We start from the raw sequence: 20,265 nt of genomic DNA on the forward strand, positions 1-20,265 counted from the left end.
GGAATAGATGAACTTTTTTAATAAATTACTAAGCTTCTAAGTCTCCAATTTAAAACTTAGAAACTTAGGATCTTAGCAACTCAGAACCTTTTTCCTAAAACTTCTGCAACGTTTCAATCACATAAGTATGCATTACTTCTTTATAATCTAAATGCGTTACAATTCTAAGTTTATTGTTTCCCATTGAGCTTATTAAAATATTTTTTTGTTTTAATTTTTCAATCAAAAGCTGATCGCTATAACCTTCGGCAAGTGAAAAAATTAAAATATTGGTTTCCACAGGTTCTATTGCAGATATCCAGGTTTTTGTACTCAAAACAGCCGCAATTTCTTTCGCTCTTCTGTGATCTTCGGCTAATCTTTCAATATTATGTGCCAACGCATATAATCCGGCTGCCGCCAAATAACCTACCTGACGCATTCCTCCGCCTAAAATCTTTCTGATTCGTAAAGCTCTGTGAATATCAGCTTTAGATCCTAATAAGACAGAACCAATTGGTGCGCCCAATCCTTTTGACAAACAAACGGAAATAGTATCGAAAATAGCACCAAATTCTTTTGGGTTTTGTCTTTTAGCAACTAATGCGTTCCAAATTCTCGCCCCATCAAGGTGGAATTTTAAATTATTAGCATCGCAAACTTTTTTTATTTCTCTTAAATCTTCTAATTCATAACAAGCGCCGCCGCCTTTATTAGTCGTGTTTTCTACACAAACTAAACTCGTCAACGGACTATGATAAAACTCAGGATCATTAATCGCTGCTGCAACCTGACTTGCAGTAATCATTCCGCGATCTCCATCAATTAAACAGCACGAAACTCCACTATTAAACGAAACTCCTCCGCCTTCATAATGATAAACATGAGCATATTTATCAGCAATTAATTGTTCTCCCGGTTGTGTATGTAATTTAATAGCAGTTTGATTAGCCATAGTTCCTGAAGGAAAAAAAAGTCCCGCTTCCATACCAAAAAACTCCGCCACTCTAGTCTCTAATTCGATAACCGTAGGATCTTGCCTGTATACATCATCGCCAACATGCGCATTAAACATATACTGCAACATTTCGTGTGTAGGTTTGGTAATAGTATCGCTAATTAAATTTATTTCCATATTCTAAAAACTATATCTTATTTTTGTACAGCAAAATTACGTATTACTGTTTGTTAATTTCTGCAAGTTTGATTAAATTTTAACTTGTCAATTACGACACAACCAAATTAACGTAATATTTATAAAAAACATATAAAACTACTATTAATTTATGACAACTACCGAACAAATAAAAGGTATTGTGGAGCGCCTTGGTGCGTTGAGGAGGTATCTTTGACGTTGATGCCAAACTAATTGAAATCGCTAACGAGGAAGAAAAAACTTTCGCACCCGACTTTTGGAACAATGCAAAAGAAGCTGAAGTCATTGTAAAAAACCTTCGAAACAAGAAAAAATGGATCGAAGATTACAATAAAGCAATCGAACTTACAGATGAATTGCAACTTGCCTATGATTTTTATAAGGAAGGAGAACTTTCCGGAGAAGAATTAGACGAGCATTATAAAACAACGCAAGCTCACCTTGAAAACATCGAGTTTAAAAACATGCTTTCGGACGAAGGCGACAGCTTAAGTGCCGTAGTACAAATTACTGCTGGTGCCGGCGGAACCGAAAGTTGTGATTGGGCAGGAATGCTAATGCGTATGTACATGATGTGGGGAGAAAGTTATGGCTTTAAGATAAAAGAACTTAACTTTCAGGCTGGCGAGGTTGCGGGAATCAAAACTGTTACGCTGGAGTTTGAAGGCGATTATTCTTTTGGATATTTAAAAGGAGAAAACGGAGTTCATCGTTTAGTTCGAATCTCACCTTTTGACAGTAACGCTAAACGCCATACTTCGTTTGCATCTGTTTATGTGTATCCGCTTGTGGATGATAGTATCGAAATTGACATTAATCCAGCCGATATCGAAATTACAACATCACGTTCCAGCGGAGCCGGAGGACAAAATGTGAATAAGGTTGAAACCAAAGTACAATTGGTTCACAAACCAACCGGAATTCAGATTCAATGTTCTGAAACACGTTCTCAACAAGATAACAGACAACGCGCCATGCAAATGTTACGTTCTCAATTGTACGAAATCGAGTTGAAAAAACAACAGGCACAACGCGCAGACATCGAAGCCGGAAAAATGAAAATCGAATGGGGTTCGCAAATACGTAATTATGTAATGCAACCTTATAAATTAGTAAAAGATGTTCGAACAGGTTACGAAACCAGCGATGTTGATGGCGTGATGAACGGAAATATCGACGCTTTCCTAAAAGCATTTTTAATGATGATGGGACAACGGGAAGAGGAATAATTTTAGTATTAAGTTTCAGTTTTCAGTCACAGTAACTGAAAGCTGAGACTGAGACTGAAAACCGAGACCGAAAACTGAGACTGAAAAACTAAATAAAAAAGTTATGATAAAATGGGCAGATATAATTCGTTTTACGAATAAAGGAAATCCACTTCCGGACAAAAGAGTGGAGAAAACACCAGAAGAATGGAAACAAACTTTAACCGCCGAAGAATTTCAGGTTACTCGTTTAAAAGGTACCGAAAGATCTTTTAGCTCTGAGCTTTGCAGTTTATTCGATCCGGGAATTTATGAATGTAAATGTTGTGGCACTTTGCTTTTTGATGCAAGCGAAAAATTTGAATCAGGAACAGGATGGCCTTCGTTTACACAACCTCTTAAGGAAAATGCCATTGCGTATAACGCAGACAAATCATACGGAATGATTCGGGTTGAGGTTGTTTGTAATACTTGTGATGCACATTTGGGACACGTTTTCCCGGATGGTCCTGAACCAAGCGGTTTACGTTATTGCATAAATGCGATATCATTATCTAAAATAAAAGAATAAATAAAAAAGCGATTCATTTTCAAGTAAAAGAATCGCTTTTTTGCTTTTACACAACATACTAAGTAAAGTTTTTTTTAAAATGATAAATATTTTATTTAAGATATAACTTACCAATTTTAATAATAAACAACGTTAAACTGAGAGTAAAGGAAAAAAATATATTATATCGCAAATTTTAACATTTAAAAATTCTCTAACTAAGATCTTTAAAAACAAGAGCGAAATAAACCTACAAAATACCCTAATATTTAAGACAACCAACCACAACGCATATTCTGCTAAAAAAAACTCTTAAATCGATTGATTTAAAATAAGATAACTACTTCCTAATTTTATTAAATGTTAAATAAAAAGTGTTTAAAAAAGTGTTTTTACACTTACAAATCCCTCACTTTAAAACATATACAAATCGTGGATATTCAAAAACACGCAAAATTTTAATAGATTTAATGTTAATTTTGTAATATTTAAACTGTTATTTATAACACTATTTAAAAAACTTCAAAATAAGATTAGGTAATTAGAATCTAATTGATTTTATTTGGTCCGAAAATAACCCCAAATCAATAAATTTTTTCAATGAAATCCTATTCAATTCAAGAAATTAATGAAGTTATTAATGGCGTAATTTACGGCACAACTTCGCAATGTATAACAGCAACTGAACAATTAGAAAAGGCGACAACTTCTGAAATTTCATTTATAGGAAATAAAAAATATGAAAAATTATGGGAAAGCTCAAAAGCTTCAATTGCAGTTGTAAACGAAGACATTTCGATTGAACCCGGAGATAATCGTGCTTTTATAAAAGTAAAAAATGCTGATTTAGCAATGTCTCAAATTTTAGCACTTTTTGCACCTCCTACTCCAATATTTCATACAAATATTCATAAATCAGCAAATGTTGATGAAACGGCTATTATTGGTGAAGGAGCAAGAATTGGTGCAGGTTGTTATATAGGTCCAAAAGTAGAAATTGGTGCAAATGCTACTATTTACCCAAATGTTACTATTTTAGACGAATGTACAATTGGTAAAAACACCATTATTTGGTCAGGAACTGTTGTTAGAGAACGTTGTCATATAGGCAATGATTGTATCATTCATCCTAATGCAACTATTGGAGCAGATGGTTTCGGATTCCGTCCTTGTAAAGAAAAAGGTTTGGTGAAAATTCCACAAATTGGAAATGTAATTATAGGAAACGGAGTTGAAATTGGTGCTAATACTTGCGTAGATCGCGGAAAATTTAGCTCAACTGTACTTGGTGACGGATGTAAAATTGATAATTTAGTTCAAATTGGACATAATAGTAAATTAGGCAAATTTTGTATTATGGCCGGAAATAGTGGTTTAGCCGGATCTGTAACTTTAGGAAACGGAGTTATTATTGGCGGAAGCGCTTCTATAAAAGATCATACAACTATTGGCGATGGAGCTGTTGTAGGTGCTGGTTCAGGTGTTACTGGCGATGTTCCTGCCGGAAAAACAATGTTGGGTTATCCTGCTGTTGAAGCTCGTGATGCCTTAAAACAATGGGCTATTCTAAAAAGAATGGTTTGTGATTCTAAAAAATAACAAACAAAACAAAATAATATTATATAAAAAAACAGAAGGCGACTTCTGTTTTTTTTTGCTTAATACTTTACAAAGCCTCGCATTCAAAACCTGTGATTTTCATAAGAATCATAACTTCGGCAACGATATCATTATCAGATTCAAATCTTAAGATATTATCACAATCTTCGAGATCAAAATTCCATTTAGAATTTGGAAATAACTGATTCAATTTTGATGAAATTCGTTTCACTTTAGAAACGGTATCGATATTTGTTTTAAAAACTAAAATCATTTGTTTGATTTTTAATTTGGAATTAATACTGCATTTTCAATCTATTTCTGCTCAATTTTATTTAAAATTTTTGCATCAATATAAAAAGTGCCAAACGGAATTATACATGCCAAAAGCACTTTCCAGGTTGTAGCTGCAAATTTCCAGTTTTGCTCTACACCCACGCTTAAAGTATTAAAAATAAAAAGTAAAAATAAAGCGCCATGAATTGTTCCAACTGGTCTTGTTAGAAAAGGCATTTCAAAAATATATTTTAAAGGAACAGCTATAAAAAGCAAAACCAATAATGAAATTCCTTCTAAAAAACCAATAATTCGTAATCTTCCGGTATTTGTCTGTAATAAGTGTGTCATAAAAATTTTATCTTAAATAAGGTCTGTTTGCTAAAAATGAAAATGGCCACGGTATGGCAATAAAAATGATCAATAAAGCGATAGAAAACCAGATCAGCATGGTTTTAAACTTATCGCTGTCAAGTGTTTTTCTTTTTGCTAAAGCCGAACCAATCGTTATAAAAACAATTGCCGTGAGCATTAATAAAATGTGAAGGATTCCAAAAAAAGCAGCATCTAAATTTTGAATTGCCATTGCGAAACTGGACCAAAAATATTTGACAATTGGACTTTGCACATAAATCAATATCCCAAAAATTAATTGAATATGAGCAATTGTTGCTGTCCAGTGCCGGACTGAATTATCTGTTTTAGTGAAAGATAATTTTAGGAAATATCCTTTGTAAGCTCTAAAAATAGAATATAATAAGCTTATCAAAACGAACCACCTTAAATAAGAATGGCAAATTAAAAGAGTTTGATACATTGTTTTTTGATTATTGACAATGCAAATATATTCAAAAACATACTAATTAGTATGTTTTTGAATGAAGATTTATTTTAAGCTGTTTAAATAATTTCTAAACTCCTTTAAATAAACCCTATAACACGAATTATTATCCTGAAGTTTCCCGAAATTTCGTATTCCCCAATAGCCAGACATGATAAAAAAAGCAACTTGTTCTCCGTTTACCTCTTTCCTTATTAAATTATTTTTCTGAGCATTTGAAATGACTTTTACAATAGTATTTTTCCATTGCTCAATTAATTCAGATAAAGCTTTACTAAACTGAGTATTCCACGGTGTCATTTCCTGCGTTAAATTCCCAACCGGACAACCATATTTTACCTGCAAAAAAGGATCTTCAAGCAGTAAATAAGAAATCATATTATAAAAATCATCTAAAGGGTCAATAGAATTTTCAATAGGTAAAATAAAACTTTTCATCATTACAGGTTTCAAAATCTCTTCGATAATGGCAATTCCCATCTCATCTTTTGTCTTAAAATGATAGTAAAAAGCACCTTTTGTAACCTGTGTTGTTGCAATAATATCATCAATACTAGTGGTTTGATATCCTTTTGAATAAATCAATTCAAATGCTTTGTTTAAAATTGTAAATCGTGTATTGGCAGCTTTAGACATAAAAAATACTAATTAGTATGAATCAACAAATTAAAACAAAAAAAACGACTTCAGATCAATTCAGGAATTTAGTACAAATAATAGAAATTTTGAATTTTACAAACTCTGATTTTTATTTTATCTGATGATAATATTTATTATGTGGGTTTCAATTGATTTTGTAAATTAGCCAACACTATTTTGTAAAAACATCAATATATTATGGATTTAAACTTCAATAAAAACGAAGATCACAATAAATTACTACTTTCTGACCTAAAACAAAGATTTGCCAAAGTAAAATTAGGCGGTGGAGAAAAACGTATCGAAAAGCTACATGCCGAAGGTAAAATGACCGCTCGCGAGCGTATCGCGTATTTGTTAGATGAAGGTTCAAAAAATATTGAAATTGGAGGATTTGTTGGAGACGGAATGTATGCTGAACATGGCGGTTGCCCATCTGGCGGCGTTGTCATCAAAATAGGATATATTAGAGGAAAACAATGCATTGTTGTTGCTAATGATGCTACCGTAAAAGCAGGTGCCTGGTTTCCTATTACAGGAAAAAAGAACCTTCGTGCGCAGGAAATTGCAATGGAAAACAGATTGCCAATTATTTATTTAGTAGATAGTGCGGGAGTTTATTTGCCACTTCAGGATGAAATTTTTCCTGATAAGGAACATTTTGGACGAATCTTTAGAAACAATGCCCAAATGAGCAGTATGGGAATTACTCAAATTTCGGCAGTTATGGGAAGTTGTGTTGCCGGTGGCGCATATTTGCCTATTATGAGCGATGAAGCTTTAATCGTTGATAAAACCGGAAGTATTTTCCTTGCCGGAAGTTATCTTGTAAAAGCTGCAATTGGTGAATCTATCGATAATGAAACTTTAGGTGGCGCAACAACACATTGTGAAATCTCAGGAGTGACTGATTATAAGGCGAAAGATGATAAAGACGCGCTTGACAAAATAAAAAATATTGTAGACAAAATAGGTGATTTTGATAAGGCAGGTTTTAACCGAATCAAAGCCGAAAAACCTGCTTTAGAACCTAAAGACATTTACGGGATTTTACCAAAAGCCAGAAATGAGCAATATGATATGATGGAAATCATCAATCGTTTAGTCGATAATTCTGAGTTTGAAGCGTATAAAGATGGTTACGGACAAACTATAATTACAGGTTACGCCAGAATCGATGGTTGGGCAGTTGGAATTGTAGCGAATCAGAGAAAAGTAGTAAAAACCAAAAAAGGCGAAATGCAATTTGGCGGTGTAATTTATTCTGACAGCGCAGATAAAGCAACCCGTTTTATCGCAAATTGTAACCAGAAAAAAATTCCATTAGTCTTTGTACAAGATGTTACAGGTTTTATGGTTGGTTCAAAATCTGAACATGGCGGAATTATAAAAGATGGTGCCAAAATGGTGAATGCGGTAAGTAATTCTGTTGTGCCAAAATTTACAGTTATTGTGGGTAATTCATACGGCGCAGGAAATTATGCCATGTGTGGAAAAGCTTATGATCCAAGATTAATTTTTGCCTGGCCAAGTGCAGAACTTGCCGTTATGGGCGGAACCCAGGCTGCAAAAGTTTTAGCACAAATTGAAGCTTCTTCGCTTAAAGCAAAAGGAGAAATTGTAGACGAAACGAAAGAAGCTGAATTATTTGCTAAAATAAAAGCACGTTACGATGAACAGACTTCACCTTATTATGCTGCATCAAGATTGTGGACTGATGCTATTATTGACCCATTAGATACCCGTACATGGATTTCTATGGGAATTGAAGCTGCAAACCACGCTCCTATTCAAAAACAATTTAATTTAGGGGTTATTCAGGTTTAAGATTTCTATAATCGCCAAAAAGAACACTTAAAAAAGCAATAAACTTATTTTCAGACACTTAAAACAATTATATCATTAAAAATCAGTAACTTTAATGTGTAATTTTTAATCACACAGTATCATGGAAAATGTAAAAAGTTTAAATAAATGGGCAAACTCGCACACTTATTTACCTGTAGATTTAGTACGTATTGTTTTGGGTGTTTTTTTATTTATGAAGGGAGTTTGGTTCGTAACAAATATTCAATATTTACATGATCTGATTTCTCCCATAGATCAATTTGGCGGCGGCATGTTTCTTTTGCATTATATTGCACCGGCACATATGATTGGCGGGATAATGATCGTTTTCGGATTACTTACACGTTGGGCAATTGCAGCTCAATTACCAATACTTTTTGGAGCAATTCTCATCAACTTTATGGGACATATGCATTCTGAAAGTTTAATTTTAGCAATACTAGTTTTACTTGCTTGTGTTTTCTTTCTTTTTTATGGAAGCGGAAAACATTCTGCCGATTACTATTTCAAAATGCAACAATAACATTCTTTATCCTCAATATCTCTTTCTGGAATATTGAGGATAAAAAATTACCATACCTTCAAAAGTTAATTAATTCTTTAAAATTTCTTTAATTGTATTTTATGAGCTAAATTCGCCACCATGAATTGGATTCGTAAAACCGTTATATTTTTATCACTTTTGATAATCGCTTTTTTTGCTGTTCAGGCAAATGAATCGACTATTCAAATAACTGAAAATCAAAAAACGGATACTAATTTTTCTATAGATCACGCAGATTCTCTTGCTTTTATACAACCTCAGGCAGCTTATCAATTTGCTGCAAATATAAAAAGCAATCCCACTATTATAGTAAAATGGTTTGACTCTATATTGATGATTATTCCTCAGCATAAAGCAGTTAAATCAACGTCAAACTTTGCAAATCAGTTTGCAGCCCAGAGCAAAAAAGTCCTCTTGATGCTCTATCCCTTCCATTTTTTCTGGTAGTCACTCATGAAATTTTTAATTAGGAAACAAATTTTATTTCCTAACAACCTGAGATGCTTTCTATTCATGAAAGCTTTTTCATATTTCATAATAATTACCAAATTTTAAAAATTCAATGGAAACAAGTGTAACCATAATTGGTATTGTGATCGCGGTCATAGTAGCAATCCCTATCTATTTTTCAGCACGATCGAGCGCTGCCAATAAATCAAAAATATTAAACATAAAAAAGAAGTTCAATCCAACTTATCCGGAAGATTTTGATTTAACTGAATCTCAAAGCAACAAAACGCTTACAATAGATCAAAAAAATAGAAAATTTATCCTGATGAATTTCAATCCTAATCAGCAAGAATCAATATATCTGGATTTAAAAAGTGTTTCATCCTGTAAATTAGTTTTAACAACTGAAGGACCATCCGACACTATTGTAAAAATTGATTTTGAATTTCTGGAAAAAGAAACTTCTAAAAAAGTCACAATACCATTCTATGATTTTGACGATGACCGCATCAAACAAATAAGCGCGTACCAAGATCATCAGTTTGCAAAAAAATGGCATAAAATCATTCAAGATTCTATTTCACGTTAGTTATTTAATTCAGAAAAGAGGCTCCTAGTGAGTCTCTTTTTATTTGCCTAATACATGATATTTGTCATTTTATCTCTACTTCATAAATTCTAATTTTGATTTGAAACAAATTCCGACTTTATGAAAATCTCTCTGACTCAAAAATACAATGTTCCAGGTCCCAGATATACAAGTTATCCAACAGTTCCGTACTGGAACGAAAGTGACTTTACAAGTCAAAAATGGATCGAATCATTTCAGAAAGCATTTTTAGAAAGTAATTCTCAAAACGGAATCAGTTTATACATTCATTTACCATTCTGCGAAAGCATGTGTACTTTTTGCGGCTGTAATAAACGAATTACCAAAAATCATTCAGTCGAAGAAACTTATATAAAAGCAGTTCTTAAGGAATGGGATTTGTACTGCGAATTATTACCGGAAAAACCCATCATAAAAGAAATACATTTAGGCGGAGGAACTCCAACTTTTTTCTCAATAAACAATTTAGAACAACTTATAAACGGTATTCTTTGTAAAGCAGACAAAGCTGAAAATTATGAATTTAGTTTTGAAGGTCATCCTAATAATACCACTTACGATCAGCTTAAAAAGTTATATGATTTAGGCTTTCGCCGAGTGAGTTTTGGTGTTCAGGATTATGCCGAAAAAGTTCAGAAAGCAATTCATAGAATTCAGCCTTTTCATAATGTCGCAAAAGTAACTTTTTGGGCAAAGGAAATCGGTTATACTTCAATTGGTCATGATATTATTTTTGGTTTGCCTTTTCAGACAATTGAAAATGTAATTGATACAGTTGAAAAAACAAACTCTTTAAAACCGGATCGTCTGGCTTTTTACAGTTATGCTCATGTGCCGTGGATAAAAGGAAACGGACAACGTGGATTTGACGAAGAAAATCTTCCTAAAGATGCTGAAAAAAGAAAACTTTACGAAACAGGAAAACAAATGCTTTCTAAAAACGGTTATACCGAAATAGGAATGGATCATTTTGCCTTAAAATCTGATAGTTTATACAAAGCTACAACAAACAAACAATTACATAGAAATTTCATGGGTTATAGCGCCTCAAAAACGCAACTAATGATTGGTTTAGGAGTTTCTTCAATTAGTGATAGTTGGTACAGCTTTGCGCAAAACACAAAAAGTATCGAAGATTATTACCTATTATTAGAACACGACAAATTACCTGTAGTAAAAGGTCATATTCTAAACAATGAGGATTTGATTATTAGAAAACACATCTTAAACCTCACATGCGAATTTGAAACTTCCTGGAGTAAAGAAGCACTTTATTTTAAAGAAATCACGAATGTTCTGGAAAATTTGAGAGAAATAGAAAAAGATAAATTGATTATAATTGAAGGAGATAAAATAAAAATTACCGAAGCAGGAAAACCTTTTGTTCGTAATATCTGTATGGCTTTTGATTTACATTTAAAAAGAAAATCACCGGAAACTAACTTATTTTCTATGACGGTCTAATGACAATTAGGAGTGGCTTGTACAAACAAATTCATATTTGATGGAGAAATATAAGGAATTCCTAAACCTAATCCTCTAAGGATAAATAACACACCAATAACCACAGCTACATATGGAATTGCCTTTTGGATTTTATTTCTAAAAGGTAGTTTTAATAATGAATGGACGTAAACAACAATTGTCATTAAAGGCACAGTTCCTAATCCGAATAAAACCATATATAAAACTCCAAAGGTGGCACTTTGCATTGCAATTGCGCCAAATAATGCTACATAAACCATTCCGCATGGTAAAAAGCCGTTTAATAATCCTATTGTAAAAAGTGATTTATAGGTTTTCTTTTTAAACTGGTTTCCTAAGCTTGATTTTACTTTTGAAATAATTCTATAGACTGGTTTTGAAAAGTTATATTTTGAAAAATTTTTTTCAGGAATCAAAACCACAATAATCATGGTTAAACCAATAATAACAGACATTTTTTGTTGTATTCCTGCCAGAAAAAATCCTCTTCCCAATAATCCAAAAATCAATCCAATTGTTGCATAGGCGGTCAATCTTCCTAAATGATATGTGATTATTTGAGTGACTTTTTTAGCTTCATTTTGATGATCTACGGGCAACATCATAGCAATTGGCCCACACATGCCAATGCAGTGTAAGCTACTAATCAATCCTAATATAAAAGCTGAGTATAACATTTGTTTTTTTGTTTTTCCAGAGATTATTTGGATTAAAATGATTTTTTAATTCAGTTTAATATAAGTGCCAATTTAATATAGTATAGTCCCTACGGGCAATGTACTTTTAGAAATAGAATTAACCTCGCAAAGACGTAAAGGCGCAAAGTTTAAACAAAAATTGTCATTTCGACGGAGGAGAAATCTTCGCGAGAAGCTCGACAAAGATTGGATTTGCGTTGTGGAGTTACTTACAGAGATTTCTCCTCGGTCGAAATAATAAACTTTTGCGATTTTGCGAGAGATTTATTCGACATAACATTATTGGTTTTTTTAACTTAATGGCATTGCCCGTAGGGACTACACAATCATTAATTCACATAAATAACCTCTTTCGATAAATAGCTTTTACCATTGTATTGCCATTCCATATTAACATCCCAACGTCCTTTTATTAATTTACTTTTAGGAATTAGCAACGATGAATTTGTCAAAGCAATTTGAGTATCAAAATCAAATTTTTTATTTGAAGGTCTGTATAATAGTATATTACCTTTTATTTTATCCGTTTCGTACGTTACAGGAAAAGTCACCTTTACGCCTTCTTCAGAATACTTTACTGAAGGTTTTTGCTGTAAATCATGAGCATTTTGAATCCGTGCCATTTCTTCCTGAAAATGTGAATCATGTTTATAATATTCTTCTACAACTAAGTCATTATCATATTTACTATTCGATTGCACTTCAAAAACAAAATATAATATAAATGTCATAAAGAGTGCAAATGCAATAACAATTCCTGTTCCCCAATTGATTTTCATGGTAGTATCTTTTTAATTAAAACTTCTTGGTCCTAAAAAATTTGTAGCAGTTTTTTCCAGCAGTTCTGTGCCATTATAAACTCCAATTTCAACTTTGGTTTTATCACTTTCTAAAAGCACTTTATCTATTTCTATAAATAATGTCCCTTGTGAAATTCCTTCTTTTTTGATTTTAAAATGTTCCTTTCCTACGTTTTTAATTTGCCCTTTCTGATCGATTAATTCAAAATGAATGTCATTATAATCTTTCATTGTTTTATTGACAATTTTATAGGTATAAACATTACTTATTTTATCGCCTTTATGCTGAAAAAGCTGTCCGGGTAAACGTAGAATTATAGCTTCAACATTTGTACGTAAAAACAACATTCCGATAAAAACACTTAATAAAATAAATAAAGCTGCGGTGTAACCTTTCATTCTGGCGGTGAATTTGAATGGCTCTTTTTTAGCGATTTCATCTTCAGATGCGTATCGAATAAGTCCTTTTGGCAAACCAACTGTTTCCATTATAGTATCACATTCATCAATACAAGCGGTACAATTGGTGCATTCTAATTGCGTTCCGTTTCTAATATCAATTCCCATTGGGCAAACATGAACACATTGATGACAATCAATGCAATCTCCTTTTCCGGTAAGTGCTCTGTCTTCTTTTTTATTAAATTTTGCACGACCTTCTTCTTTTTCACCACGGACAAAATCATACGCTACATTAATTGATTTATTATCTAAAAGTACTCCCTGCAATCTTCCGTAAGGACAAGCAATTATACAGACTTGCTCGCGAAACCATACAAAAACAAAGTAGAAAACTCCGGTAAAAATAAGTAGTGCGATAAAATTACTTGCTTGTAGAATAGGTCCTTGTTCGACCATTAAAAACAACGTATCGCTACCAACTAAATATGCCAGGAAAACATTTGCTATACCAAAAGAAATCAAGAAAAAAATAGTCCACTTAATAAGTCTTTTTCGGATTTTTTCAGCATTCCATTCCTGTCTTGCTAAACGCGATTGCGCTCCGCGATCACCGTCAATCCAATATTCGATTCGGCGAAAAACCATTTCTAAAAAAATAGTCTGAGGACAAATCCATCCACAAAAAATCCTTCCAAAAACCACCGTGAACAAGATTATAAAAACAATCCCAACCAGCATTGATATTACAAATAAATAAAAATCCTGAGGCCAGAACGGAAATCCAAAAATATTGAAACGACGTTCCATTACATTGAACATCATAAATTGATTTCCGTTTACTTTCATAAACGGATTTGCTACTAAAATAGCCAATAGGATATAACTAACTATTTTTCGATAATCATAGAACTTACCAGACGGTTTTTTAGGGAAAATAAATTTTCGATTACCTCCTTCATCAATAGTTCCAATGGTATCTCTAAAAGCTTCGTCTGGTAAATTTGACATGATTTATTGTAATTATTTTTTAACTTCAGTACTTTCCGTTACTGTACTTGCGGTGGCCTCTTTTTTTGGCGCACTTTCATCTACCCAAATTTCACCTTCCGGAGCCTTTGGCTCTTTTGGATTACTTCCTTGTAAAGACAAAATATAACTGGCAACTTTTTGAATTTCTTTTGGTTTTAAACCATTTGTTTTCCATGAAACCATTCCTTTACCGTCACGTCCTCCATTTGTTATAGTGTGAAATACATTTTTTATTCCTCCACCTAAAATCCAATGATCATCAGTTAAGTTTGGTCCAATTTGTCCTCCTGCATCAGCTCTGTGACAAGCGGCACAATTTGTTGTAAAAATCTCTTTTCCGGCAGCTAAATCTGTAGCATCAGTAAGTAAAACAACTGATTTTTCATCCATTAAATCCGGTGCAGTTTTTAGATATTCCTCTACATCAACTTTTGCCTGAGCCATTTCTGTTTTTAATTCGGTTTCCTGATCGTCACCACCAAAAACTTCGTAACGGGCAAAATAAATCATACCAAAAATGATTCCCCCATAAAATAAATACACCCACCAAGGCGGCAAATTATTGTCTAGCTCCTTAATTCCGTCATAATCATGATCCATTAACAAATCGCCTTCATTTTCTATTGGCTGCGTTTTGGTAAGTTTTTGCATTAAATTTTTGTACCAAGTGCTTTCTTGTAAACTCAGACTATCTTCATAGGCCAATTTTGCCTTTTCTTCCGGAGTCATCAATTGATACATGACACGATTTACTGCGCTCATTGTTATTTCGATAGCAATCAAAATAAATAGAAATACAAAAAGAAATACTGAAACCATTGGATATTTTATAAAAGCAGGTCGATCACCTGAATCTATAAAGTATTCCATCATAGCAAAAACGATGAAGAAAATCAGTGGCACTCTTAAATATACTGGGAAAAATTTTTTCATTTTAAATATCTTTTGAAATTATACAGCTCCTTCATCTAAAGGAATTTCACTCATTTCCTGAATTTTTTCTTTTTTATAAGAGAACACCCAAAAGCCTAAGCCTACAAAAAAGAAAAAGAAGATTAGCAGAGACAGAATCGGGTAAACTTCTATACCCGATATATTCTCCATATTGTGTTTTATTTGTTCAAACATAATGTTGTTATTTTGAAGTGTCTTTTACTTTTATATCTGTTCCAAGTCTTTGTATATAAGCTATAAGAGCAACAATTTCTCTTTCATTCATTGGAACAAATTTTTCACCTTTTGCAGCAGCTTTTTTCTTGCTGTCTTCGTAACTTTTTACAAAATCAGGATCATTTTCTAAGTTTTTTTCAATTGAAAGTGCTTGGGTTCTTAATGTTTTTTGAGCATTTGCAACTTCTGCTTCAGTATATGGAACTCCAAGTGTAACCATAATCTGCATTTTCTTTTGAGTTAATGAAATATCCATTGGCTCATTATCAAACAGCCATTTATAACCTGGCATAATTGAACCTGCTGAAATACTTTGAGGATTCCAGAAATGATTAAAATGCCAATTGTCATTATACTTTCCTCCTACTCTTAATAAATCCGGGCCTGTACGTTTTGATCCCCAAAGAAATGGGTGATCATAAACAAACTCACCTGCTTTTGCTTGTGGTCCGTAACGTTCAACTTCACTTCTGAAAGGACGAACGGATTGAGAATGACAACCTACACAACCTTCTCGAATATATAAATCACGTCCTTCAAGTTCTAAAGGCGAATATGGTTTTACGCTGCTAATTGTAGGTATATTTGATTTCACCATAAGCGTTGGCACAATTTGAATTATACCTCCAATTAAAATAGCAATTGTCGCTAAAATGGTTAACTGAATTGGTTTTCTTTCTAACCATGAATGGAATTTTTCTCCATTAATCCTACCGCTGCTTATTCTTTGTAAAGCCGGAGCCTGAGCTAATTCGTCTTCAATAGCATTTCCTGCTCTAACAGTCATAATAATATTGTAAACCAATGTCAGCATTCCAATAAGATACAAAGTACCTCCAATAGCTCTCATCCAATATAAAGGCATAATTGCTGTAACTGTTTCAAGGAAATTACCGTAAGTTAAGGTTCCGTCAGGATTAAATTGTTTCCACATCGAAGCTTGCTGAAAACCAGCAACGTACATGGGAACTGTATATAAAATAATTCCTAAAGTACCTATCCAAAAGTGAAAATTAGCCAGTTTATTTGAGAATAATTTGCTTTTTGTCATTCGCGGAATTAACCAGTAGATAATACCAAATGACATAAATCCATTCCACGCTAATGCACCTACGTGTACGTGTGCAATAATCCAATCTGTGTAATGTGCTATAGCATTTACATTTTTTAATGAAAGCATTGGTCCCTCAAAAGTTGCCATTCCGTAACCTGTAATTGCAACTACAAAGAATTTTAAAACCGGTTCTTCACGAACTTTATCCCATGCGCCTCTTAATGTTAAAAGTCCGTTGATCATACCTCCCCAAGACGGCGCGATAAGCATTACTGAAAAAGCTACTCCTAAATTTTGTGCCCAACTTGGCAAAGCCGAATATAATAAGTGGTGTGGTCCTGCCCAGATATAAATGAAAATCAAGGACCAAAAGTGGATAATAGAAAGACGATAAGAATAAATAGGACGATTTGCAACTTTTGGAATAAAGTAATACATTAATCCTAAAAATGGAGTTGTAAGGAAAAATGCCACTGCATTATGTCCATACCACCATTGTACTAACGCATCCTGAACTCCTGCGTAAACAGAATAACTTTTTAATGCTGAAACCGGAATTTCGATATTATTAAAGATGTGCAATACAGCTACAGTAACAAATGTTGCCAGATAAAACCAAATTGCTACATATAAATGACGTTCTCTACGACGTAACATTGTACCAATCATATTGATTCCCATTACAACCCAGATAACAGCAATTGCAATATCGATAGGCCATTCTAATTCAGCATATTCTTTTGATGAAGTATATCCTAAAGGTAATGTTATCGCAGCGGCGACAATAATAAGCTGCCAACCCCAAAAATGGACATTACTTAAAAAGTCACTGAACATCCTGGCTTTTAGCAATCGCTGCATTGAATAATACATACCTGCAAAAAAAGCATTCCCTACAAAGGCAAAAATCACTGCATTAGTATGCAAAGGTCTTAAACGGCCGTAACTAAGCCACGAAATACCATCTGTAATGTTGGGAAAAAGGTACATAACCGCTAAGGTTAGCCCTACTAACATACCTACTACTCCAAAGAGAATAGTGGCGTAAATGAATTTTTTTACAATTTTGTTGTCGTAATAAAACTGTTCCATTTCCATAATTATACTTGTTTTTCTTCTGTTGTTGATTTATTATTTTGGGGAGTAATTTTAGTCTCATCATCAAAAAGCATTCTGACCGACGGCGTATAATCATCATCGTATTGTCCGGATTTGACAGCGATAATAAATGCAATAAAGAATCCTATTGCTACAAAAATGCTTACTGAAATTAATAGATAAATGACACTCATATCCTTGATTTATGTTAACAAAATTAACAGTTCAGCAGCTATAAAAACATGATAATTATCATAATAGAACGATATGTTAAATGTAGGAAAAAATACTTAACAAAATGTTAATTATTATTTTAAATTACTGGATTTGAAATAATTAGCCATAAGAGTAACAAAACTAACTATGGTAATAGTACTCAAAGGCATGATTATAGCGGCTACCAAAGGCAGGAGGTTGCCGGTGATCGCAAAAGAAAGTCCTACAATATTGTAAAGAAGAGATAAAACAAAACTCATTTTGATGATTAAAATTGACTTTTGAGATAATTTTAAAAAATAATTCAGGCGTGAAAACTCCGAAGCATCTAAAATTGCATCACAAGCCGGAGAAAAAACATTGACATTTTCAGAGATAGAAATTCCGACATTACTTTGCGCCAAAGCTCCGGCATCATTCAAGCCATCGCCTACCATCATTACATTTTGCCCGTGATCCTGCAAGTATTTAATAAAATCAAGTTTTTGTTCCGGTTTTTGGTTAAAAATCAGTTCCGTACCTTTTGGTAAAATGGCTTCAAGATTGGTTCTTTCTCCATCGTTATCTCCGGAAAGTACTTTTATCTGATAACTTTTACTGAGCGTTAAAAACAATTTTTCAAGTCCTTCTCTATATTTATTTTGAAAAACAAACCTGCCTAAATACAAATCATCAATTTTAATATGAAGTGCTGTTTTTTCAATTTCTGATGTATCTAAAATCGGATTACCAACAAATGATGCTGATCCGATTTTAATGATTCTGTTTTGAACCGAAGCCAGAATTCCTTTTCCTGTTATTTCCTGAAAATCATCAATGGCAATTTTTTTTGTTTCATTTAAAAAATCATATAACATTCGGCTTAAAGGATGGTTTGAGCCACGTAAAACATTTTTTATCAGAATATAATTTTCATCTGAAATCGTATTTCCTTCGTAAATAATATTTGATTTTTTATTGGTCGTAATTGTTCCGGTTTTATCAAAAACTATGGTGTCAACTTTTGCTAATTGCTCAATTACTAATGCATTTTTAAGATACATTTTCTGTTTGCCCATAATTCTTAGAATATTTCCGAAAGTAAAAGGGGCAGTTAAAGCTAATGCGCAAGGACATGCTACAATTAAAACCGCTGTAAAAACATTAAAAGCGGTATTGGCATCGATAAATATCCAATATCCAAAACCTGCAAAAGCAATTAGTAATAATATAGGTGTAAAATAGCGGCTTATTGCATCTGTAATGGTTTTATGTTTTTGAAATACTTTTTTCTGAAAAATTTCATTGCTCCACAATTGTGTAAGGTAACTTTGTGAAACGGAATGCAAAACTTCCATTTCAACTACTTTACCGATTTGTTTTCCTCCGGCAAAAACTTTATCTCCGGATTTTTTAGTAATAGGAACGGCTTCTCCGGTTACAAAACTATAATCAATTTCGGCTTTCTCACTTATTAAGATACCATCTACAGGAATTAATTCCTGATTTCTGATCAATAATCTGTTGCCTTTGATTACATCATATATAGGTACACTTTCTTCTGATGTATCTGAGTTTATTCTGGTTACAGCAATTGGAAAATAAGATTTGAAATCTCTTTCGAAACTTAAAAAACTATAGGTTTTAATCTGGAACATTTTTCCTAGCAGCATAAAGAAAACCAATCCTGTTAAACTGTCAAAAAAACCTGATCCGTAATTCATTACAATATCAAAAGTGCTTCGAACAAACATTACGATTATTCCTAAAGCAATTGGAATATCGATATTCAGCATTTTAGATTTGATGCTTTTATAGGCTGAAACATAATAACCACTTGCCGAATATAAAAAACTTGGCAATGCCAAAATGAAAATCAAAATTCTAAAAAATGGTTTGTAATTATCTAACCAAAATTCTTTAATTTCAAAGTATTCCGGAAATGACAAAAGCATAATATTTCCGAAACAAAAAAATGCAACACCTAATTTATAAGTCAAAGTTCTGTCTACATTTGTTTTACCTGTTTCGTAGTTTTCTAAACTTATATAGGGTTCATATCCTATTGAACTTAACATGTAAATAATAGTTTTAAGCGAGACAAGATCTGAGTTGAATGTAATTCGAACTCTTTTTTCCGGAAAATTAACTTGTGAAATGCTTATTCCCGGCTGAAGTTTGTTTAGATTTTCGAGAATCCAGATACAGGAACTACAATGAATGTGCGGAATATTTAAGGAAGCTATGGAAGTGTTTCCTTCCTGAAATTCCAGGATTTTTGACAATATTGATTCGTTGTCTAAAAAGTCATATTTTCCCTGAATGTCTTTTGGAGTGGCACCTGGAGAATTTTCAAAATCATAATAACAGGTTAAATCATTAAGACTAAAAATTTCGTAAACGGTCTTACATCCATTACAACAAAACTTTTTTTCATCAAAATTGATCTCTTCATTTTTTTCAATGGTTAACCCACAGTGAAAACAATTCTGCACACTCATAAAATTTGTTTTTTTAGATACAGCAAATGTTAAAAAAATACGAGATTTCAAATATGATAATTATCATATTATATTTAAAACGGATTTTAAAATTAGCGAATTAAAATTAGCAAATAGAAATAATACTCTTTTT

Annotated in this window: 21 protein-coding genes; 8 read left to right on the forward strand and 13 right to left on the reverse strand. The window is 32.8% G+C overall.

The genetic code is table 11. The features are described from left to right. Window positions 1-94: 94 nt before the first annotated feature. On the reverse strand, window positions 95-1,114 hold the full coding sequence (locus ACHZDT_RS22920; protein WP_394777016.1) for a threonine aldolase family protein: 1,020 nt from the start codon (window positions 1,112-1,114) through the stop codon (window positions 95-97). Between the two features lie 151 nt (window positions 1,115-1,265). Here ACHZDT_RS22920 and prfB point away from each other — a divergent pair. The 3 genes from prfB (at window position 1,266) to lpxD (ending at window position 4,492) form a co-directional block, all read left to right on the forward strand. Then, window positions 1,266-2,364, forward strand: a protein-coding gene (gene prfB, locus ACHZDT_RS22925; protein WP_394777017.1) for a peptide chain release factor 2 whose coding sequence is annotated in 2 segments (ribosomal slippage) — window positions 1,266-1,328 and window positions 1,330-2,364 — 1,098 coding nt in all. Because the reading frame shifts where the segments join, the coding sequence is not laid out codon by codon here. A 103-nt stretch (window positions 2,365-2,467) separates the two neighbouring features. Next, window positions 2,468-2,914 carry a peptide-methionine (R)-S-oxide reductase MsrB gene (gene msrB, locus ACHZDT_RS22930; RefSeq protein ID WP_394777018.1) on the forward strand — a complete coding sequence of 149 codons (447 nt, stop codon included), beginning with the start codon at window positions 2,468-2,470 and terminating at the stop codon, window positions 2,912-2,914. A 579-nt stretch (window positions 2,915-3,493) separates the two neighbouring features. Beyond that, window positions 3,494-4,492 (forward strand): UDP-3-O-(3-hydroxymyristoyl)glucosamine N-acyltransferase, encoded by a 999-nt coding sequence (lpxD, locus tag ACHZDT_RS22935; RefSeq protein ID WP_394777019.1) that lies wholly within the window; start codon window positions 3,494-3,496, stop codon window positions 4,490-4,492. 67 nt (window positions 4,493-4,559) lie between these two features. Here lpxD and ACHZDT_RS22940 read toward each other — a convergent pair whose 3' ends face one another. The 4 genes from ACHZDT_RS22940 to ACHZDT_RS22955 form a co-directional block, all read right to left on the reverse strand. Then, complete coding sequence (locus ACHZDT_RS22940; protein ID WP_394777020.1) at window positions 4,560-4,766, reverse strand: hypothetical protein; 207 nt, start codon at window positions 4,764-4,766, stop codon at window positions 4,560-4,562. Window positions 4,767-4,807: 41 nt separating this feature from the next. Further along, window positions 4,808-5,119, reverse strand: coding sequence for a DUF3817 domain-containing protein (locus tag ACHZDT_RS22945; RefSeq protein ID WP_394777021.1), 312 nt, complete (start codon window positions 5,117-5,119; stop codon window positions 4,808-4,810). 7 nt (window positions 5,120-5,126) lie between these two features. Beyond that, window positions 5,127-5,537 (reverse strand): hypothetical protein, encoded by a 411-nt coding sequence (locus ACHZDT_RS22950; protein ID WP_394777022.1) that lies wholly within the window; start codon window positions 5,535-5,537, stop codon window positions 5,127-5,129. A 117-nt stretch (window positions 5,538-5,654) separates the two neighbouring features. Further along, entirely contained in the window at window positions 5,655-6,245 is a 591-nt protein-coding gene (locus ACHZDT_RS22955; protein WP_394777023.1) for a TetR/AcrR family transcriptional regulator, read from the reverse strand. A gap of 201 nt (window positions 6,246-6,446) precedes the next feature. On the opposite strand from ACHZDT_RS22955, the gene ACHZDT_RS22960 reads away from it, so the two are divergent. The 5 genes from ACHZDT_RS22960 to hemN all read left to right on the forward strand — a co-directional run bounded on the left by ACHZDT_RS22960 (window position 6,447) and on the right by hemN (window position 11,164). Then, on the forward strand, window positions 6,447-8,075 hold the full coding sequence (locus ACHZDT_RS22960) for an acyl-CoA carboxylase subunit beta (protein ID WP_394777024.1): 1,629 nt from the start codon (window positions 6,447-6,449) through the stop codon (window positions 8,073-8,075). 121 nt (window positions 8,076-8,196) lie between these two features. Further along, complete coding sequence (locus ACHZDT_RS22965) at window positions 8,197-8,619, forward strand: DoxX family protein (protein WP_394777025.1); 423 nt, start codon at window positions 8,197-8,199, stop codon at window positions 8,617-8,619. A gap of 120 nt (window positions 8,620-8,739) precedes the next feature. Further along, complete coding sequence (locus ACHZDT_RS22970; protein WP_394777026.1) at window positions 8,740-9,087, forward strand: hypothetical protein; 348 nt, start codon at window positions 8,740-8,742, stop codon at window positions 9,085-9,087. A gap of 115 nt (window positions 9,088-9,202) precedes the next feature. Next, complete coding sequence (locus ACHZDT_RS22975; RefSeq protein WP_394777027.1) at window positions 9,203-9,679, forward strand: hypothetical protein; 477 nt, start codon at window positions 9,203-9,205, stop codon at window positions 9,677-9,679. Window positions 9,680-9,799: 120 nt separating this feature from the next. Then, window positions 9,800-11,164 (forward strand): oxygen-independent coproporphyrinogen III oxidase, encoded by a 1,365-nt coding sequence (hemN, locus tag ACHZDT_RS22980; RefSeq protein ID WP_394777028.1) that lies wholly within the window; start codon window positions 9,800-9,802, stop codon window positions 11,162-11,164. On the opposite strand, the gene ACHZDT_RS22985 is transcribed toward hemN, so the two are convergent. The 8 genes from ACHZDT_RS22985 to ACHZDT_RS23020 form a co-directional block, all read right to left on the reverse strand. Then, window positions 11,161-11,862 carry a sulfite exporter TauE/SafE family protein gene (locus ACHZDT_RS22985; RefSeq protein ID WP_394777029.1) on the reverse strand — a complete coding sequence of 234 codons (702 nt, stop codon included), beginning with the start codon at window positions 11,860-11,862 and terminating at the stop codon, window positions 11,161-11,163. The two genes, hemN and ACHZDT_RS22985, sit on opposite strands and share 4 nt — an antisense overlap. 350 nt (window positions 11,863-12,212) lie before the next feature. After that, window positions 12,213-12,662 carry a FixH family protein gene (locus ACHZDT_RS22990; protein WP_394777030.1) on the reverse strand — a complete coding sequence of 150 codons (450 nt, stop codon included), beginning with the start codon at window positions 12,660-12,662 and terminating at the stop codon, window positions 12,213-12,215. 12 nt (window positions 12,663-12,674) lie between these two features. Then, the gene (gene ccoG, locus ACHZDT_RS22995; RefSeq protein ID WP_394777031.1) at window positions 12,675-14,093 is read right to left on the reverse strand and encodes a cytochrome c oxidase accessory protein CcoG; all 1,419 of its coding nucleotides are present in this window, start codon (window positions 14,091-14,093) and stop codon (window positions 12,675-12,677) included. Window positions 14,094-14,105: 12 nt separating this feature from the next. Then, window positions 14,106-15,047, reverse strand: a complete 942-nt coding sequence (locus ACHZDT_RS23000; protein ID WP_394777032.1) for a cbb3-type cytochrome c oxidase N-terminal domain-containing protein — start codon at window positions 15,045-15,047, stop codon at window positions 14,106-14,108. Between the two features lie 18 nt (window positions 15,048-15,065). Further along, the gene (locus ACHZDT_RS23005; RefSeq protein WP_213304337.1) at window positions 15,066-15,242 is read right to left on the reverse strand and encodes a CcoQ/FixQ family Cbb3-type cytochrome c oxidase assembly chaperone; all 177 of its coding nucleotides are present in this window, start codon (window positions 15,240-15,242) and stop codon (window positions 15,066-15,068) included. A 7-nt stretch (window positions 15,243-15,249) separates the two neighbouring features. Beyond that, complete coding sequence (gene ccoN, locus ACHZDT_RS23010; protein ID WP_394777033.1) at window positions 15,250-17,436, reverse strand: cytochrome-c oxidase, cbb3-type subunit I; 2,187 nt, start codon at window positions 17,434-17,436, stop codon at window positions 15,250-15,252. A 2-nt stretch (window positions 17,437-17,438) separates the two neighbouring features. Next, window positions 17,439-17,630, reverse strand: coding sequence for a cbb3-type cytochrome oxidase assembly protein CcoS (ccoS, locus tag ACHZDT_RS23015; protein WP_394777034.1), 192 nt, complete (start codon window positions 17,628-17,630; stop codon window positions 17,439-17,441). Between the two features lie 114 nt (window positions 17,631-17,744). Then, a complete protein-coding gene (locus tag ACHZDT_RS23020; protein WP_394777035.1) occupies window positions 17,745-20,132 on the reverse strand; it encodes a heavy metal translocating P-type ATPase in 2,388 nt (795 codons plus the stop codon). Window positions 20,133-20,265: the final 133 nt, after the last annotated feature.

Origin of the sequence: Flavobacterium sp. (assembly GCF_043722275.1) — a bacterium.
Lineage (GTDB): Bacteria > Bacteroidota > Bacteroidia > Flavobacteriales > Flavobacteriaceae > Flavobacterium.

Bases quoted from the DNA above. Each gene is read 5' to 3' on its own strand.
- ACHZDT_RS22960 (WP_394777024.1), top strand. From the start codon at position 6,447: ATGGATTTAAACTTCAATAAAAACGAAGATCACAATAAATTACTACTT.
- hemN (WP_394777028.1), top strand. From the start codon at position 9,800: ATGAAAATCTCTCTGACTCAAAAATACAATGTTCCAGGTCCCAGATAT.
- ccoG (WP_394777031.1), bottom strand. From the start codon at position 14,093: ATGTCAAATTTACCAGACGAAGCTTTTAGAGATACCATTGGAACTATT.
- ACHZDT_RS22955 (WP_394777023.1), bottom strand. From the start codon at position 6,245: ATGTCTAAAGCTGCCAATACACGATTTACAATTTTAAACAAAGCATTT.
- ACHZDT_RS22965 (WP_394777025.1), top strand. From the start codon at position 8,197: ATGGAAAATGTAAAAAGTTTAAATAAATGGGCAAACTCGCACACTTAT.
- ccoS (WP_394777034.1), bottom strand. From the start codon at position 17,630: ATGAGTGTCATTTATCTATTAATTTCAGTAAGCATTTTTGTAGCAATA.
- ACHZDT_RS22920 (WP_394777016.1), bottom strand. From the start codon at position 1,114: ATGGAAATAAATTTAATTAGCGATACTATTACCAAACCTACACACGAA.
- ACHZDT_RS23005 (WP_213304337.1), bottom strand. From the start codon at position 15,242: ATGTTTGAACAAATAAAACACAATATGGAGAATATATCGGGTATAGAA.
- lpxD (WP_394777019.1), top strand. From the start codon at position 3,494: ATGAAATCCTATTCAATTCAAGAAATTAATGAAGTTATTAATGGCGTA.
- ccoN (WP_394777033.1), bottom strand. From the start codon at position 17,436: ATGGAAATGGAACAGTTTTATTACGACAACAAAATTGTAAAAAAATTC.
- ACHZDT_RS23000 (WP_394777032.1), bottom strand. From the start codon at position 15,047: ATGAAAAAATTTTTCCCAGTATATTTAAGAGTGCCACTGATTTTCTTC.
- ACHZDT_RS22970 (WP_394777026.1), top strand. From the start codon at position 8,740: ATGAATTGGATTCGTAAAACCGTTATATTTTTATCACTTTTGATAATC.
- ACHZDT_RS22975 (WP_394777027.1), top strand. From the start codon at position 9,203: ATGGAAACAAGTGTAACCATAATTGGTATTGTGATCGCGGTCATAGTA.
- ACHZDT_RS22985 (WP_394777029.1), bottom strand. From the start codon at position 11,862: ATGTTATACTCAGCTTTTATATTAGGATTGATTAGTAGCTTACACTGC.
- msrB (WP_394777018.1), top strand. From the start codon at position 2,468: ATGATAAAATGGGCAGATATAATTCGTTTTACGAATAAAGGAAATCCA.
- ACHZDT_RS22990 (WP_394777030.1), bottom strand. From the start codon at position 12,662: ATGAAAATCAATTGGGGAACAGGAATTGTTATTGCATTTGCACTCTTT.
- ACHZDT_RS22940 (WP_394777020.1), bottom strand. From the start codon at position 4,766: ATGATTTTAGTTTTTAAAACAAATATCGATACCGTTTCTAAAGTGAAA.
- ACHZDT_RS22945 (WP_394777021.1), bottom strand. From the start codon at position 5,119: ATGACACACTTATTACAGACAAATACCGGAAGATTACGAATTATTGGT.
- ACHZDT_RS23020 (WP_394777035.1), bottom strand. From the start codon at position 20,132: ATGAGTGTGCAGAATTGTTTTCACTGTGGGTTAACCATTGAAAAAAAT.